At 37.8% G+C, this 17,763-nt stretch carries 14 protein-coding genes; 4 read left to right on the top strand and 10 right to left on the bottom strand.

Annotated elements, in window-relative coordinates; genetic code table 11:
• Positions 1-29: 29 nt before the first annotated feature.
• From FW780_RS00250 to FW780_RS00225, 6 genes are all read right to left on the bottom strand, one after another.
• Positions 30-515: a hypothetical protein gene (locus FW780_RS00250; RefSeq protein ID WP_149831671.1), complete on the bottom strand. Its 486-nt coding sequence runs from the start codon at positions 513-515 to the stop codon at positions 30-32.
• A gap of 1 nt (position 516) precedes the next feature.
• Positions 517-5,298, bottom strand: a complete 4,782-nt coding sequence (locus FW780_RS00245) for an RHS repeat-associated core domain-containing protein (RefSeq protein WP_241676807.1) — start codon at positions 5,296-5,298, stop codon at positions 517-519.
• Between the two features lie 18 nt (positions 5,299-5,316).
• Positions 5,317-6,576 carry a tetratricopeptide repeat protein gene (locus FW780_RS00240; protein ID WP_149831670.1) on the bottom strand — a complete coding sequence of 420 codons (1,260 nt, stop codon included), beginning with the start codon at positions 6,574-6,576 and terminating at the stop codon, positions 5,317-5,319.
• A gap of 6 nt (positions 6,577-6,582) precedes the next feature.
• Positions 6,583-8,745 (bottom strand): type VI secretion system Vgr family protein, encoded by a 2,163-nt coding sequence (locus tag FW780_RS00235; RefSeq protein WP_149831669.1) that lies wholly within the window; start codon positions 8,743-8,745, stop codon positions 6,583-6,585.
• Between the two features lie 559 nt (positions 8,746-9,304).
• Entirely contained in the window at positions 9,305-11,071 is a 1,767-nt protein-coding gene (locus FW780_RS00230; protein ID WP_149831668.1) for a S41 family peptidase, read from the bottom strand.
• 72 nt (positions 11,072-11,143) lie between these two features.
• Positions 11,144-11,647 (bottom strand): DinB family protein, encoded by a 504-nt coding sequence (locus tag FW780_RS00225; protein ID WP_149831667.1) that lies wholly within the window; start codon positions 11,645-11,647, stop codon positions 11,144-11,146.
• 169 nt (positions 11,648-11,816) lie between these two features.
• On the opposite strand from FW780_RS00225, the gene FW780_RS00220 reads away from it, so the two are divergent.
• The 3 genes from FW780_RS00220 to FW780_RS00210 all read left to right on the top strand — a co-directional run bounded on the left by FW780_RS00220 (position 11,817) and on the right by FW780_RS00210 (position 13,846).
• Entirely contained in the window at positions 11,817-12,953 is a 1,137-nt protein-coding gene (locus tag FW780_RS00220) for a tetratricopeptide repeat protein (RefSeq protein WP_149831666.1), read from the top strand.
• A gap of 88 nt (positions 12,954-13,041) precedes the next feature.
• Positions 13,042-13,377, top strand: a complete 336-nt coding sequence (locus FW780_RS00215) for a nuclear transport factor 2 family protein (protein ID WP_149831665.1) — start codon at positions 13,042-13,044, stop codon at positions 13,375-13,377.
• Positions 13,378-13,504: 127 nt separating this feature from the next.
• The gene (locus FW780_RS00210) at positions 13,505-13,846 is read left to right on the top strand and encodes a YciI family protein (RefSeq protein WP_149831664.1); all 342 of its coding nucleotides are present in this window, start codon (positions 13,505-13,507) and stop codon (positions 13,844-13,846) included.
• On the opposite strand, the gene FW780_RS00205 is transcribed toward FW780_RS00210, so the two are convergent.
• From FW780_RS00205 to FW780_RS00190, 4 genes are all read right to left on the bottom strand, one after another.
• A complete protein-coding gene (locus FW780_RS00205; RefSeq protein WP_149831663.1) occupies positions 13,843-14,406 on the bottom strand; it encodes a DUF6624 domain-containing protein in 564 nt (187 codons plus the stop codon). The two genes, FW780_RS00210 and FW780_RS00205, sit on opposite strands and share 4 nt — an antisense overlap.
• Positions 14,407-14,469: 63 nt before the next feature.
• Positions 14,470-15,024 carry an AAA family ATPase gene (locus tag FW780_RS00200; RefSeq protein ID WP_149831662.1) on the bottom strand — a complete coding sequence of 185 codons (555 nt, stop codon included), beginning with the start codon at positions 15,022-15,024 and terminating at the stop codon, positions 14,470-14,472.
• A 61-nt stretch (positions 15,025-15,085) separates the two neighbouring features.
• Positions 15,086-16,081 (bottom strand): MsnO8 family LLM class oxidoreductase, encoded by a 996-nt coding sequence (locus tag FW780_RS00195; protein ID WP_149831661.1) that lies wholly within the window; start codon positions 16,079-16,081, stop codon positions 15,086-15,088.
• Between the two features lie 49 nt (positions 16,082-16,130).
• On the bottom strand, positions 16,131-16,487 hold the full coding sequence (locus tag FW780_RS00190) for a winged helix-turn-helix transcriptional regulator (RefSeq protein ID WP_149831660.1): 357 nt from the start codon (positions 16,485-16,487) through the stop codon (positions 16,131-16,133).
• 107 nt (positions 16,488-16,594) lie between these two features.
• On the opposite strand from FW780_RS00190, the gene FW780_RS00185 reads away from it, so the two are divergent.
• The gene (locus tag FW780_RS00185) at positions 16,595-17,737 is read left to right on the top strand and encodes an MFS transporter (RefSeq protein WP_241676806.1); all 1,143 of its coding nucleotides are present in this window, start codon (positions 16,595-16,597) and stop codon (positions 17,735-17,737) included.
• Positions 17,738-17,763: the final 26 nt, after the last annotated feature.

Genomic DNA, 17,763 nt, shown 5'->3' with positions numbered 1-17,763 from the left:
TTTTTCAGATTTTTAACTGTTAATATAAATCAGCTACCTTCCGTAAGAACTCTCTGAGCAGATTTCTGAAAATCCGTATCATCAAGTAACCTTTTCAGTACTTCATTTCTTTCATCTATGTCAGAAATTTTCTTGATAACGTCAAAAGCATTATAACGTATATCAATATCTTCATCTATGTTTAAAACCAGATTTCTTGCAACAATTCTTATTTGAGAATATTCTACAAAATTTACTATAGCACTGGTTGCATAGTTTCTAACATCATAATCTTCCGTACTTTCGATAACTCCAATGAGGGTTTTCATAATCTTATCTTTTATATGACCTTGAATTTCAGCAATTTCTAAAATTTTCAATGCTTCAATACGGGCCAAATCATAATCTTCTTCATCTTGAATAATATGATCCAATAATTCCCATTTGGATGGGTCATCTTCAAATTCAATTTTTCTTAAAAATTCTACTCGATCCCAGTCATTTAATTCGTTGTATTGTTCTTGTAAATTTTGCATATTATGTATATTTTATAACTCCTTTAAATTTAGTAATATCATTGTCCATATTCAAAATTTCATCTGAAATTCTTTTTGCATTTCCTCCTCCAAGTATTGAATTTTCTCTTGATCCTGCTGGAATCTTGGAAACATCTTTTGGTTTACCTCCTGTTTTCATATCAGGAGTATGAGCCCATACTTTTCCATCTCCAGCACTTCCTAAAGATGCTGTATAAACTCTGCCTTCTCTTTCTAGTTCTGGACCATAATTTCGAACCCTTTCTTTTAAACCTTCCATCCCTTCTTCTTTAAGAATTTTATTGTAAGCTCTTATTTGCTCTCTCATCTGCCTATTTAATTCTTTAATATCAGTAGTCTTGTTAGGTTTAATTTTATGATTATAAGTAATTGTAGCAATGGTAGATTTTTTTGCTAAACCTAGAGGGTCAATAAAATAATTAATATCATCAACATACATATAAAGAGCAAGTCCTCCCCAGAGCCCAATTGGATCTTTACATATATATGTTCCCGATTCAACACTATAATATCTATACCTATTATATGCTAATTGGACGTCCTCATCCCAATATTGCCCTTGATATAAAAACGGGATGAAATAATTATCTCCCTTTTTTACACTTCCATAAAGGTCAAGCTGACGTTCCCAAATTAAATTTCCTTTTTCATCATAAGATTGGACTGGTGTACCTAAATAATTATTAACTATGGAGTAATATTTGTCATTTACAATTTTTGCAATAGGACTATAGCTATTATTGTCATACACCCAGGTTACCACATTCTCCAAAGGTTCTTTTCCCTCAATGACATTTCCGTCATCATCTACAACCGTTACAGGAACTTCTTCAGCATCATAGCTCCATTCATGCAGAAGAACATTACCATCCCAAATATAACGAGTTATTTTCTTTAGTCCAATTTTTGAGGTTCTTCTTCCGAGTGCATCATACTCAAAGCTTACCTCTTTGCCGTCGGGGCGTTTTACTTTGGCCAGCATTCCGTTAGCATTCCAAGAATACGCCCAGTCTCCGGAGGACCATTCCGGGTTTTGGATTTCTGTTGGAGAGTCTTCGGTTACATTGGGTAAATCAGCGCCATCCGGCAGTTTCGGGCTGTTCAGCCAATCTGAAGCAATGGTTTTATAATAAGGATGCGTATTCTCTTGTTTTTCTTTATGCTCCGGCTTGGCATTGTTGATTGGCCGTTTACTTTTTAATAATAAATTTCCTTCTTCATCGTAATGGTAAAACCAGTTTTTATCGCGCATCAGCTTTCCTCCTTTGTCGTAGACGCGGTCTGTCTGCCGGGCACTTTCATATAAGCATCCCGTAGCATCCGGATTTTTGTACTGTACCTCACCGTTCGAGTATTCTGCTGCAACAAGGCTTCCATAGGCATCATAATCAAATCTTGTTCTTCCGCCCGTCACCCTGTCCAGCGTATGCAGCAATCGGTTTCCGGCTCCCCAGTCGTAATCTTTATGGAAGGTAGTATTGGTTTTATTCACTGTTACTTTCTGACTTACCGGCATTCCGATATGGTCAAATTCAAAAGTGCTTTCTATCCCGCCGGTCATTTCACGGGAATACATCTGTCCGTTCCGGCTGACCTCAAGATTCATCTGCCAGGGTGCATGTACTTCCGGAGTAGCAGCAGTTACCGTTTTAAGCTGTCCCAGATCATTATAAGAATAGTCAACTTCGGCTCCTAAGCTACTTTTCAAACCGATCAGATTTGCCTGACTGTCATATTCATATTGAATGGTATGCACACCCTGTTTTTCACTAGTGATCTGGCCTAATTTATTTCTCTGAAAAGCTACACTGCTGTTTTCATTATCTGCTTTAACCAATAATCCTGAGGGGTCATACTGATAGGCTTCCCAGGTTCCGTCGGGATAATGAGTCTGTGTTAATCTTCCGCCCAGATCATATTCATAAAAAATATCTTTTCCGTGAGGAGTCCTGGTTTGGGTGACCATTCCGTCTTTATCTCTTACAAAGAACTTTTTCTGGCCGTCAAAACCTGTCTCCCCGGTGACTTCGTCATTATAGTTTCTTTCAAACCGATAAACTTCCCCTTTTTCATTGGTAATGCTCATCAGATTCTCATAATTATCATACCCGAAAACCAACGTTTCTTCTTTTTTATGGGAAAGAGCGTTCCTGCGGACCTGACGTTTAAGGCTTCCCATAGGCGTATAACTCATGAGCCATTCTGCATGCCCGTCGGTGGCATATACCGGAAGATCATAGGCATCGTAACGGAGTTTTAACGGGAATTGCCCCTGCTCGTTCACTTCAACCACTCTTCCCATTTTATCCCGGTTCCAGAGGGTTCTGTTCAAAGGACTCGGGCTGAACACCAACAGCCTTCCATACTCATCATATTTCCAGTACTGTTCGGCTCCGGCAGTGTTGGTGAGTTGAGTAAGCTGGCCTCTCTGGTTATATTTATAATAGGTAACAATCTCTTCTCTGCTGCTGCTTTCAGGAACCCTGTCACCGTCTGCATATTCATAGTAAACACTTTCCTCGGCAGGATCGGTATAGCTGATCAGTTTTCCCTCTTCATCATAGCTCCATGTTTCAGAAGTTCCCGAAGGGGAGAAACGGGCAATTATCTGTCCGAACTCATTATACTGATAATGGTATTCTTCCCCGTCAAGACTGTGGAAAATCTTGATATTTCCCATTTCATCGTAGGTATATCCTTCAACTCTGCCCTCCGGAGATCCTATCATTTTCAGTTCGTTATGAGCTGTGTAGTCATACCAGGTTTCCCCTCCTTCTCCATCTACTATTTTATAAACCAGAAAATTTTCATCATAATGATACTCTTCTGTTTTGTTGTTTTGTTTCGGATAAATAACTTCCGTGAAACCTTCTTCATCATGATACTGAAGTTTTCCTTCCATATATCCATCTGTTCCCTTTGTATGAACTACTCTTCCTTCTTTATCATATTCCCACTGATAGCTCATTCCGTTTCGGTTGGTTCTTTTTACAACCTGATTCTTTCCATCATATTCAAAGACAATTGCCTTTTTGTGAATATCCCAAACATGGGTAAGATTTCCATGATCATCATAATCGTAGCGAACCTGCAGGTCTCTTTGTTTTTTATAACAGTAATAGACTTCTGTGACTTTTTTATACTCGGGATGAATAACCGTTTCTATACTGAATCCACTCTTTACATCTTTTATGCTTTTCAAAACAATATTACGGTCTTCATACTCATATTCTCTGATGGTACCGTCACCATATTCAATACGAATAACCTTATAGATTGTTCCTTCTGTAACATGATGAAAGCGTTTATAGGTATAAATATCAGTTCCTTTACGGATCACCCAAATGCTGCTGCTTGGTCTGTACTGCCATATTTTATGATCCCTGAAATAGGTCATTTCTTCGCCAATTTCAGGTGCGGGAATCAACATGGCAATATTTTCATCAGGATGCATCCAGCCAGCAAACTTATTGTCTTCTTCAGGAAGAATAAACAGGTCATGATTATTAAAGACTCCATTTCCTAAAGGTCCAAAATCATAAGGTCTGTCACTGTGCCATATATTTCTCCATTGTAAAGGAGTACTTCCCTGAATTTCAAAATCATCCCATTCAAAAACCATAGCTCCGGTAACAAGATTGACCGGCTCAAATCCCCATTTGCATAATTTTTTAGACAATGCATTGGCAAATTTGAATTTACTGAAAGGTGCTTTTTTAAGGACACTGTTATTGAATTTCTTTAATCCATTTGCTCCCAGTTTTCCCATTTTCTTGGTTAAACTTCTCATTAAAAACATCCCTGCAAGACGCATCAGCATTTCTCCGGGTGTATAGACATGCGGAACAAAAGCTCCACCCACCAATACAGGACCTCCCGTATTGATCTGGATATACATACTTGAAAAATTATTATAGAAGGCAAAATAAGCCAGTGGGTTTTTCTTAGGCTTATCAGGCATTGCAGGAAGCATGGTCATTCCGAAAGGAAATCCCATACAGGTAAGTACCTGCTGGGGCTGGTTTCCGCTCATTTTACTTCCTTGTGCCAAAACGGTCTGTGAACCATAGTAAACTTCCCCTTCATGCGGAGCTTCCTGAGGAAAAGGAATGATGTACACAGGAATGAGTGATGTGACATGTCTGAACGGAATCACCACTCCCATTACACTGGTAGTGGTAGTTGCTTTGTGTCTTCCGTGAACATATATAGAGCCTCCCATCGGAATACTTTCCGGCAGTGAGGGCATCAGATTTCTTGCGAACTGGGGAATCGGAATGGTGATGGTAATGTAATCCATGATGTCAAAAACAATCCCGATAAAAGGATGTGGCAAAGGCAATGGAATAAACATAAACGAAGGTGGCGGCGGAATCAATGTCCAGTGGATATCAATTGCCAGCACAATATCAAAATGCTTGCTCGTATGCTGAATTGCAGTGGAAGGCATTGCCGGAGTATTCACTTTGATCAGCTTCACTTTACTTTCAGGAGTTGCTTTTTCTACTGTCACAGCACTGTCTCCACCACCTCCGCCACTACTTTTCTGTGGTTGGGCATTGTCTTCTCCGGCTAAGGATTTAACCATAGAAACAGGGTTCAGGGAATCAACATTATTTTTCATTCCGTTCTTCCAACCCTGTTTAGTCTTGTCCCAGCTCACTGAAGTAACGTCTGCGTTTACCTTCAGGGAACGGTCCGGGTTCATATCCGGTTTTGCAACCTTGATGGGTTTTACTGTTTTTTTATTCAGATCTGCCATGATTCTTTTAATTTGAGATTACCCTGCTTTTGGTCTTTCTACACTCACCCTCCAGTCATCTCCAAAATAAGTCTTCATTTCATTGTCCAGTGTTGTTTTTTTATCATGATCGCCTTCGTATTTAAGAACCAGCATTGAGGCTACAAACCTCAGACTGCTCTGGTCCCGTACCGAAGGATCCATTATTTTTGCTATGTCAAGACATTTTTCAAAATACCTTATCATTTTATCTTTTGTCAATACCGTGTCATTCAATGTTCCAATGATTCTGTAACATTCAATAGCCATCGCATATTCTCCTATCTTTTGTGCTGTTTCTGCAGCTTTTTCAAATATTTTTTCTGCCTTGGATTTTTTGGAATTTCCTAACAGATGGCTTCCGTAATTCATATACATCTGAATTTCCAACGGTGAGTCAGGCTCTACTTCTTCAAATATGGTCCGGTAAGTATCTTCTGCCCTGTCTTTTTTCCTGTCTGCTGTATACGCCTGGGTAAGCATAAAATAGGCAGAAATCTCTCCCTGTTTATTTTTTTGTTCTTTAGCCAGTTTCACTGCGGTTTTCAGGGAATGCTCCGCTTCTTTGAATCTTTCTTTGCTTAAATGATTACTCGCTATAAGAATCTGCTGCTGAAAATCTGTATCCGGACTGTTTTTCTTCCGGTTAGTATGAGCTGCGGTATTCTGCATTAACTGATGAATATCCACTTCTACCCTGAAAGTGTGTGCTGGAGGGATCTGCGATAGTGTTCTATGAGTGTGATGTTCTGCCCAGACCAGTTTAATATCTTTATTTTCTGACATTTCACAGATCTTACACCATTCTTTCACCCAGAGAGAAAGCTCTTCGGTATCGCTGATCCTGAGTGGAGCAATATATAGGTAGATTTTAGAATCCTTAATATTCGGGAAGTTTTTCTTTAATTCCAGTAAAGGATAAAATGCTTTGTAAGCATCAGTTTTAAAAGCTTTCTCCGGATCTTTGATGTCCCATTGCGGAATATTTTCTTCACTTTTTTTCAGCATTTCGTAGAACTCGGTCCATTCATCCAGTAAAGTCTGTCCGAAAGATTTCATTCCGTTAAATTCCTGATAATGGAGTAAAAAAACATCATCTCCTTCTTCGTCTTCGGAAAGTTTCGACTTGATAAATCCGTCAAAAAGATCGGTTTCATGTTTTTCTCCTATACAGATCAGCATGGGTTTTTCTTCGTTCTTTGAAACGACTTTCTGCCATTGTCTTTTTAATTTTACCAACTCCAAATCTACCGGATTCATCTGCTTTTAATTCAGTTTTACAGTTCCACTTACAATATTTGTTTCACTTCCGCCGCCTACATTTATTTTTCCTCCACTGCTGAGATTGGCTTCCGTATCTCCTCTCATAGAAAGCGTTTTGGTTCCGATATCCAGGGTATCTGACTTGATTCCGACACCAGAGGTAGGGTCACCGTCTTCAGGTCCTACTCCAACGCCGATACTTGTTGTTCCACCTACTCCGATATTGACTCCCTGTACAAATATTTCTTTTCCTTTGATCTGAATATTTCCATCTTTATCCATATAAATAGAACTGCTTCCACAAGTCAGGGTAATGGAAATCTTACTGTCTATACTTATATTTCCGGCACCATCCAGAAAAACGGAATTCTGGTCTTTATCTCTCACGGTAATTCCTCCTGCATCATCCAGACTCATGGTGTGTCCGCTTTTACTGCTTAAACTTTTAATATTATTTCCGGTTCCGCCACCGCCGCCAACTCCACCATGAAACATTCCTCCCATCACGAACGGACGGTCAGGATGCTGATGGGCAAAGTTGACCACTACCTGATCACCTTCTTCCGGAATAGCCATAAAGCCCCGATTTTTGCTTACTTTTTCACTTCCGCCACCATCAGGAGTCATTACACGGATGTATTCTGTAGTGGTAGAGCCATTCTGCCAGTCAAACTGAACTTTAACTCTTCCCTGATTTAAAGGATCTGTATTGGAAATCACTTTCGCAAATTGAGCATCTGCTTTTGGAATATGAAACTCCGGACGGGGAATAAATCCTGTGTCAGAAGCTATTGCCTCAAATGTTCCGGTATAATATCCTCTTGCATCCACCTCATGATGCATATCTACAATCATTAGTTTGGTGAAATAGGTCGTTTCACTACTTTCTGCTTTTCGCATTTCAATATCCGCAATACAGCCCGGATACAGGAATGGTACTGTTGTAACACCTGAAATAACAAAAACTTCTGAAGCTTTACTTCCTGCTGTACCTTTCTGAGAGTTTTCCACATCCATAAAAGACACCGCTTTTATCGGAGCTACTCTCAGTGAAGGGGTTGTAAAGGTTTTTTCTGAAATTTCATAGGCTCTTTTAGCAATATCTGAAGTGTGGGTAATCTTAGAGCTTCCTGCCGTTAATTTTTCATTTTTACTGCTGTTATATCCATAAAATGAAGGATTTACGTGCTGTGCTTTCATTTTAATCTTTACATCACTCACACTGCTTCCGTAAGTAAGTTTCACAGGTTTTTCCTGAGGGGGAAGTTTCCCGAAATGAAGGACTTCACCATCATAATAAAACTGTTCTCCATACGCTTCTGCTATTCTTGCCAGATAGTTGTAATGGGTTTCTTCATATTGTGAGCTGTAAGAAACGTTTCCGTGTGCGGCATCTACTCTGAAATCAAAGGAATTTTGTCCAAGTCCTTCTTTGATTACCTGATCTGCAATACTGTTCAGACTGATCTCCTGTGCGCCGCCAAAACTCTGAATATGAGGAGCAGCATCTAGAAGAACAGTGGGACTTGAGCCTGTAAGAACGATATTTCCCAGACTTCCTTTTTCCTGACTGAAACCTACTTCAGTAATTACTCCTACAAAGTTTCTTTCAGGGCCGTCTTCAACGTCTTTATATCTGAAAATAACCGTAATTCTTTTTCCCAGAAAATTCTGAGCTTCTTCCAGATTATGGTTTTCCGAGCTTCCCAGAGTATCGTGAGCCAACATCAGATCAAACTCATGATGCTTTACTGCACTTTGTTTTAAATGAAAATGTTTGAAATGTTTGATTACTTTTCCATCGATTACAATTTCAAGCTTTATCACGCGGTTGATTCCCGCTACCTGATTGCCAGGGATTGTGTTGGCGTTATAGATTCCGGAAGTAGGCTGCTTTGACCATACTTTGTCTTCTACCAATGTGGGTGGATTAGGCTGCTTAACCTGATTCATAAACATTTGAGAACCACTTTGAACCATTCCGGTATAAGCCTGCGCCTGAACCATTTTTTCCGTAGCTTTTTTAACAGTTCCGCTTGATTTTTCCTGCACTTTCTGGGCAGCTTTGCTTACTGCCTGATCTTTGAGAGTCTCTTTTAGATTATTTACAGCCGGAATTTTATCTTTGGAAACAGGCATTTTGGGTGAATGATCGTCCTGAAACATAATTGTAGTATTTTGATTGATTGGGTGTCAAATTTTTTAAGGCTAAAATCTACCTGAGCTAAAAAGATCAGATACATTTTCATTATCCGTATTCTAATGAATAAAATCCGGATATTGGGATCAAAACAGGGTATCGAATTATGGGTAAAAAGGTAAAGCAATTATTGTTTTTGCTTTACTCCCTGTTGAATTCCAGGATTTCTCCTGAGTTTATCGTGATGATATGCAAATTTTAATCATTATTAATTTTTTTGTAATTAGATTGGTGGTATTACAAAGATAAAACGCTAATTTCTATTCAAAAAATTTTCTGTGAGTAATCTGAAATTTTGTAGTAGTTCTACGACTTTTTATTAATAATTCTAAAATAAATGATTTAAATAAAAGAAATAAACACCTCTTTATCAAATGGATATTTAACAATTTTTAATAAATAAAAACAATAAATTTATCACTTAAAATAGAAATAATCTAAAATAAGACTGAATTTCTACAATAAAAAAACCAGCTGCAAATAATGAGTTTACAGCTGGTTTTATATTTAATAATAGAATCGTTTTTACGGTTTCCGAAGTTCTGATACTTTTTTCAGATAAACATCAGTCTGATCCAGAAATTCCTGATCGGTCTGTTGTATCGGGATGTGAGGAATAATTCCCTGTCCTCTTTTCTGATCAGGAAGATTCTGTGCGTCCTGAATGACATGTACAATAGAGAATCCGGTCTGGATACCGGTATTGGGAAGCTGATATACCAACGGAAGATGGCCGTTATGCTCATAGTACCCTCCTACCGTTTCTTTTCCGATCACAATGGCATTGGTATAAGATTTTATCAGAGAGGCCAAGTGTGAAGCTGCGGAAGCCACCCGTTGATCCACAAGCAGGTAAAGCTGTCCTTTAAAAGTTTTGTTATTGGGTAAAATCGAAGGATTTTTGTCATCTGCCCAATAATATTTTCCCTGAACCTCTTTAGGGTAAAGTTGTTTCAGGTAGGCATTCAGGCCATGTTTATCCTGTACTCCGTTAGAAAGAAAAAGAGAAGTTATCACCAGTTTTTCTTCCATAGGCACTTCATTAAAGTTAGTATAAGCATAGTGGCTGTCACGGAAAGGTCTTTGTGTAAGATAAGAGAATACTTTTTCATAAAGAGCGCCTGTACCTCCGGTATTTCCTCTGAGATCTATGATCAGGTTTTCTACTTTTTCGCTTTCAAGGGTATTCATCATCTGATCCAGAAAAGCACTGAATTTTTTATAAGCAGGATCATCTTTCCCTGTTGCAAAATCAAAACCTCTCAAGGATAGGCGATAGATTCCGTTTCCTTCTTTATTCAAGCTGTATTTTTCAGACAGCAGTTTTTTATCAAAAGTAAGCGAGAATCTTGAATCCTGAAGTTTTTTAAAGTTTTCCAACGATATTCCCACCAGTGAAACTTCTTTTACAGTTCCGTTCCATTTATAACTGATAACATAATTTTTATGAGTTCCGAATTCTATATAAAATTTATCCAGCATTCCTCTTTCAAAACCTGTTGTTTCTTTGTAAGGCATTGAATATCCGTCAGAAAAATAGTATTGAGAAAAGCGGCTGATCATCTCTTTGGCAGAAACTCCGTTGATGGAAAGGATTTCAGCGCCAAGAGGCAATGCGTTATCTTTTGAGTCCTGAAGCAGACGTCCGTCAATATTCTTTAAAGTAATGGGTAAATATTCCGGTTTCTGTGTAAGATAATAAGAGGCATGATTGGGAAGATCTGTATAATTGTGACAACTTCCTTCAAATCCGGTAACTTTTGCAATGACTTTATAAAAATCAAAAATATTTTTGCTGTTTCTGGCTTCTTCCTCAGCCTGTTGGTAAATACTGTCAATTTGTTTTCTTGTTCTGTACACATACAATCCGGAATTTGCTTTTTCCCTTATAGAGCGGAATGTATGAAGGTCTTCTACCAACTGATCAGGGCTGAATTTCCCATCCAGAACAGGCACATTTTTGGATTCTGTAATGGAAACTTTAACCGTTTTGCTTTTTTCTACATAAGATTTGGCCCAGATTTTAAATTCATATTTTTTTCCTTTCTCCGGCGTAAAATAGAAGCGTTCAACACTGTTTATCCCTCTGGAATCGTCCTGTTCTTTTACTTTTTTTCCATCCATAAACAGGGCAACTCCCAGATTGGTATCTGCAGACTGTACCGAGATCCAGGAAGGTTTATGAGACTGAGGAGAATATTTTAAGGTATCTCCGGGTTTCAGGTCTGAATGATTCTGTGCATAGGCACTGTTTAAAAACAGTAAAAGAGGAATGATAAAAGGTCTGGCCATTATAATTTTTTGAATGGGCTAATATACAAATTAACCCAAACGGATTAAAACTCTTTAAAACCTCACTTCGATTTATAGTTTCACACTCAGCTCCTGAACTTCTTCGGCAGAAAATCCATAGATCTGTGGTGTTTTTACATCCAGCAGATTGAGATAGATGTATAATTCTGCTCTGTGATGAATCTCGTGTTCTATCATTGCACGAAGCCATTTCCAAACAGAGATTTCATTATTGGCAGGAGTCAGACATTTTCGGGTAAGATCTTCATCAGAAAGACTGTTAATAATTTCCAATGTTTGTCTGTGCATTTCATTGAAAAACTTCACGGTATTTTCATAGCCGTCAGCCAGTTCTTTTCCGCATCCGGGATAAGCACTTTTCTTTCCTGTAATGGTTTCTCCATACATATACCGTTCTATAGTGGCAATATGTCTTATCTGATCACCAATGGTAAATTTCCCGGGTTTATAAGTAAAATCTATATGTTCAGGAGGAACAACTGCAATAATACGATTGGTTCTTTCCCTTATTTTTTCATAATAATCAATGAATGATTGTACCGTTTTTATTTCCATATCTATTGATCTTTGTCTGTCTTTTTTGCAGGATGAATATAAGAAATCTAATAAGAAAAGTTTTTTTGATTTATTATAAATTATTCATAAAAATTAAAAAAATCCCCAATAAGTGAGTGCAAAATTTGGAATCTTATTAAATATCCAATATTTTAGTTAAAAAATAACCATGATGAGAAAAGGAATTTGCTTGTGCATTATTCTATTTGGCTTTAACACTTTCACTGCTCAGTCTGCAAAAATTGACACTGAAAAGCTTCTTGAATATTATGAAACACAGCGTTATGCCGATGCAGCAAAATATCTTCAAAGCATATATCCCGGAGATACACAGGATATAAAAGCTCTTTCACAAATAGCCTACTGCAATATGATGGCCGGAAAACTGCCTGAAGCTGAAAAAAATTATCTGAAAATCAACACCATACAACCGAACAGTCTGGCTACTCTATTTAGTCTGGCCAGTATCAATTCCAGGCGGGGTAATGTAACCAATGCCAAGAATTATCTTCAACAGATCATTCAACTGGATAGCCTTAATTTCAATGCTTATAAACAGCTTGCCACTTATGCTGATACTCCTGAAACTAAACTGAGCTACCTCAAAAAAGCCAACTTTCTTAATTCTACGGATCCTGACGTAGCTTATGATCTTTCTCTAACCTACAGTGGTCTGAAACAATACCAACCCGCTTATGATGTTTTGAAAACAGCCATTGCTTCTGATCCTGAGAATTTCACTTTACAGCAGGCGCTATTACCTGTTGCCAATCAGCTCTCAAAATATCCGGAAGTGATTGAAATTGGTGAAAAACTCCTGAAAAACCATGCTGATGTGAATGTAATGAATGATATGGGACAGGCTTATTTTTATGTAAAAGACTATCAGAAATGTATCAGTCTTTATAAAATGCTTGAAGATATGGGAGTACAAAACGAGGGGACATTATATTTCATGGCCTTAAGCTATCGTGAACTGAAAGATTATAACAACGCTGCCCTCTATGCGCAGAAGACTATTGATGAAGCCATTTCAGATCACACCACGCTGTATTATGCAGCATTGGCAGGTATTTATGAAGCCAAAAATCAGTATAATGATGCGGTGATAGCTTATAAAAGAGGATTAACTTTTGGTACGAGTAATATTATTTATTACCGTTTAGGCCTTCTTTATGACCTGAATCTCAAACAGCCAAAGAACGCGGCTATTTACTATAAAATGTACCTTAAAAACCAACCGGATCAGGAAAAGGAAAAAGATCAGATTGCATATGCAAAAGGCAGAATTCCTGTTTTAAAATAATAGAAAATTGAGTCATTTTGTGATTATAGTCACAAGTGAAACATTCAGTGAACCGCTACTTTTGTATTCAACAATAAAAACAATTTTTATGGACACTACAACCCAAAATGTGGCGGAACAGTTTATTCAATATTTAAATGAGGAAAATTTTGATAAGGCGGAAAGCTGTCTTGATCCTGATTTTAAATTCATAGGAGTATTAGGAAAGAGAGAAGGCGCATCTGTTTACATCAAAGATATGAGACAGATGAAATTTAAGTATACTATTCTGAAAACTTTCACATCTGATGAAGATGTATGTTTCTGGTATACAATTGATATGGGAGAAAAAGTGACAGAAGCTTCCGGATGGTATCAGATCAAGGATGGAAAGATTCATACCTTAAAAGTACTGTTTGATCCCAGACCTTTGCTGGATAAATAAAAAAGTTGAATGTACTGGAAATACAGCATCTGATAATATTATATTTGAAAAGGACAGATTTAAATAAAATTAAAAGTTTTGTCCCTTTTCTCATGCCCTAATCGTCATGAAATAAAAGAATCTGATTATGAAAGAATTTGCGTTAATTTTCAGGCTGAAAGACATTTCTGATTTTAAGCCTTCTCCGGAACAGATCCAGGAGCGACTGAACTGGCTGGGAAGCATCGCTGCACAAAACAAGCTTGTAGATAAAGGAAATACACTTTTACCTGCACCGGGAACGGCAAAAACGGTAAGACCTGATAATATTGTAACGGATGGGCCTTATACCGAAATCAAGGAATTCATCAGCGGATATATTATTGTACGGGCAGAATCTATTGATGAAGCGGTAGAAATGGCTAAAGGCAATCCTGTCTTTAAAATCGGAGGGAATATTGAGGTTCGTGAAATTTTAAAGATCAATTAAATCCACCCTACTTTTTTTCTCCAGACTGTATATTCAACGTTTTTATCATCTATTTCCGGAATGTCCTCAGGTTCCGGAATTTTGTCAATTTCTGCCTTAGACAATATCGGAAGGTTTACTTTTTCTCGTTCTTTGTTTATATTTTCTTTGTTTTCTACGGGATATATTATTCCTTCGCCGGTCAGCTGTGTTCCATATTTTTGAGGCTTGCTTTGAAAGAACTGAATCCGGTCGTATAAATAAGCTCTATGTATGGGATTAATATCACTGCTGTTTTCTTCCATCATGGTGTAACATTCTTTCATAAACTTAGGTTCACCAATAGCGTGCTGGATAATCAGCCATGCTGCATTGCTTCCTTTTTCACCGACTTTTGAGAGGGTTGGAAATCCGATTTCTGCTATAATTTCCCGGAGACGCTGTGCATTAGCTTTATGGATTTTTTCCATTTCGGGATGATAACCTCCGGACAGTTTTCCGGCAGCGAACAGTTCTCCTCTTACAGTCAGATCTTTATCGGCAAGTTCTATCAGTTCTTTTTCAAATAAGAAATTGTCCATATTATTAATGATAATTGATTGGTGCTAAACAACATACACTAGCTAAGCCTATTAATTTCAGTTTTACATCAGAATTCTGTCAAAAACAAAGGCTGCTCTTTCTTCTACGCTTACTTTTGGTACTTCAATACTATTGAAACCATACTCCTGATAAATATCTTTCATACATTCAAAAGTAAGGATGGCTTTTTCAATGGTTTGTTTCCTTTCCGGATCATTTTCATAAATCTCTTTCCATGGGGGAAGAATGAAGATATTGTTATTATAAACCATTTCTCTGGCTTTTGCTGTCATTAATTCCGGAACAGGAATATTTTCAAGCCTCATATATCCCAGTGTATCCCATATTCCACGGTCAAAGAAAATGGGTTTCAAATGGGTTGATTGACTCATTTTCAGATAGGTTTTTACAGACTCTTCAAACATCAGGCTGGCAAAAAGCTCTTTATTCAGCCATGGAAGTCCTTCTCCTCCACACTCAATCTGTTCTTTAATAATTCTCCTGCCTTCTTCAGGAACCGTTGTCAATCCATATTTGCTTAATTCATTCAACAGCCTTGTTTTTCCAGCTCCGGGGCCACCTGTAATGATATATAATTTTGAAATATCCTGCTTCATGAGTTTGAATTATTTTAAAATACAGCCCCATCTAAGCATAAATTTTTGCTTCCTGCGAGGCTTAATTATTATTTTTAATGATGCTTTCATAGGTATAAACACGATCTTCTTCTCTGTACATATTACACAATATCAGAAGATTATCTGTCTTGTATTTTTCTGAAACCTGTTGTAATCTTTGTTCCACAGACTGTGGTGTTTCTATGATGATTCTCTCTAAAAAGTTGAAAAACTCATCTTCATCTTTAGTTCCCAAAACCTTTTGTTCTACTACTTCAGGAGACAGAACAGCATTGGGGCTAACTAACTGGCGGGATTGTAAAAACTGGTAGGCCATTCCATAGGCATTTCGTCTGGCTTTTTCAACACTATCTGCTACCGATACCGCAACTGCCACCTGCAAAGAAGGTTGGGAAAAATATTGAGCACCATCAAATTCTCTGAGATAAGCTTCTGTATTTTCCATTCCGTTTTCACTATTCATAAAAGCAGCAAAGGAATATCCTATCCCATGTTTAGCTGCTTCTTTTGCGGAAGTCATTCCTGATCCCAGCCACATAATTTCAGGAATAGACTGTAGATGAGTAGGCTGTGCAATCAGTCCGTCGTAAATTCCATCTTCCTCTCTGATCAGTTGAATAATCTCTTCCAGTTTCGTTTCCATATTTGATAAAACTACCGGTTTATGATTATTAAGTGCCATAACAGCATCTTTTAATCCTCCGGGAGCTTTTCCCAATCCGAGAATAAAACGTTCAGGATAAAAAGTGGAGAGCATTTTGGTCCATTCTGCAATTTTATAGGCAGAATAGTTTCTCATCATAATTCCGGCTGTCCCTATTTTGATACGGCTGGTTTTACTGAGTATGATGGCTGCTAAAAGTTCAGGACTGGAACTGCCATAGGCTTCTACTCCATGATGTTCGGAATACATGATACTATGAAAGCCCGTTTCTTCAGCCAGTAAAGCAAGATTGATACTGTTTTCCAATGCAGAGGCTGCGCTGCCACCCATTGTTACAGGTGACTGATCTAAAATCCCTAATTTCAGCTTCATACTATAGAATAGATTTTAGGTGAAGGTATGAAAAAAGACGATATAACTTTTATTCTTTAGGCGGAAAAACAATGCCTTCATCTGTGATAAGGTCGTAGCCAAACTGCATAATGGTTTCAATAACCGGAATTGCTTTTTTCCCTTTCTCGGTAAGACTATACTCTACTTTCGGTGGTACTACGGGAAACACTTCACGATGGATCATGCCTTTAGTTTCCAGTTCGCGCAACTGGCTGGTCAGCATTTTGTCTGTAATATGAGGAATATCCTTTTTAAGCTCACTGAAACGAAGAGGTTTTTCCTGTAATCTCCATAGAATAGGCATTTTCCAGGTTCCTCCAATATGGCTTAATGCAAATTCAATTGGGGTATAATAAAGTCTTTTATCGTGGAAAAATTGAGGCATAATAATCGTTTTTTATTTACACTTTCAAAAAGGTAAGTATAGAACCAAAAGGTAAGTATATAGTTTCTTGATAGTCTATTCTGCAAATTTGCAAAAAAATAATGAAAATGAATAGAAATCTTTATGTGTTGGCATTAGGTGTTTTTGGAATTACAACCACAGAATTCGGAGTTATTGGAGTTTTACCTGAAATCGCTTCCGCTTTCAGAGTTTCCATTGAAAAAGCGGGATGGCTGCTGAGTGCTTTTGCATTGATTGTTGCTGTTTTCGGTCCTTTTATGCTGATGGCTTTATCTACCTTCAAAAGAAAAAATCTATTGATTTCTTCTTTATTTATTTTCGTTGCTGCCAATATTCTGTCTGCGTACATCACCAATTTTTATCTGCTCCTTGTAGTCAGAATGATTCCCGCATTTTTTCATCCGGTTTACTGGTCTATTGCTTTATCTGTTGCAGGAGAAACCTCAGATCCTACAGAAAACTCCAGAGCTGTTAGTATCATTTTTTCAGGGCTTACTCTGGCAACGGTAATGGGAGTTCCCCTTGCAACTTTTATGTCTGATCTCTTTTCCTGGCAGTCTTCTTTTTTGCTTACAGCTTTTATTAATGGAATTGCACTGGCTGGTGTATGGGTTTATTTACCACCAATTCAAAATAAAACCGGGACTTCAACAGGCTTTCCACATCAGATATTTCATAATAAACACTTGTGGATCGGGTTCTTTCTTGCATTTTTCACTATTGCTGCCATGTATTCTACGTATGGTTATATGGCTGATTTTTTAAAGAATATAACACAGATGAATGGCAAACAGATAAGTCTCATGCTTTTCTTATTTGGAACGGTTGGAATTGCAGGAAATAAAATTGCAGGAAAATATATGAGCAGATTTCCATTTCAGACTACTCTTCTGTTTTTAATTCTGTTATCAGGAGTTCATCTGTTGATCTGGTATTACGGAAACCATTTTGCCCCTATGATCTGGATTGTTGGATGCTGGGGACTGATACATTCCGGAGGTTTTCTGATCAGCAACATCAATGTCACTTCTTCTGTTTCAGATTCTTCAGAGTTTATCAACGGTATTTTTACTTCCTGCGGGAATTTCGCTGTAACAGCAGGAACGCTTTTCGGAGGATTCTGGATTGCTCATTATGGCATCGAAAATATAGTCTGGTCAAGCATCATAGGCTTAATTCTGGCTCTCATCATGTTGCTTATCAGAAAATATACAGAGCCTAAGTTTTAATACAGAAAAAATAAAACCTTCCGGTA

The organism is Chryseobacterium sediminis, from assembly GCF_008386505.1.
Taxonomy (GTDB): Bacteria; Bacteroidota; Bacteroidia; order Flavobacteriales; family Weeksellaceae; genus Chryseobacterium; species Chryseobacterium sediminis.
The sequence above is the reverse complement of the archived record's forward strand: the minus strand, read 5'-3'. Positions and strand labels throughout refer to the sequence as shown.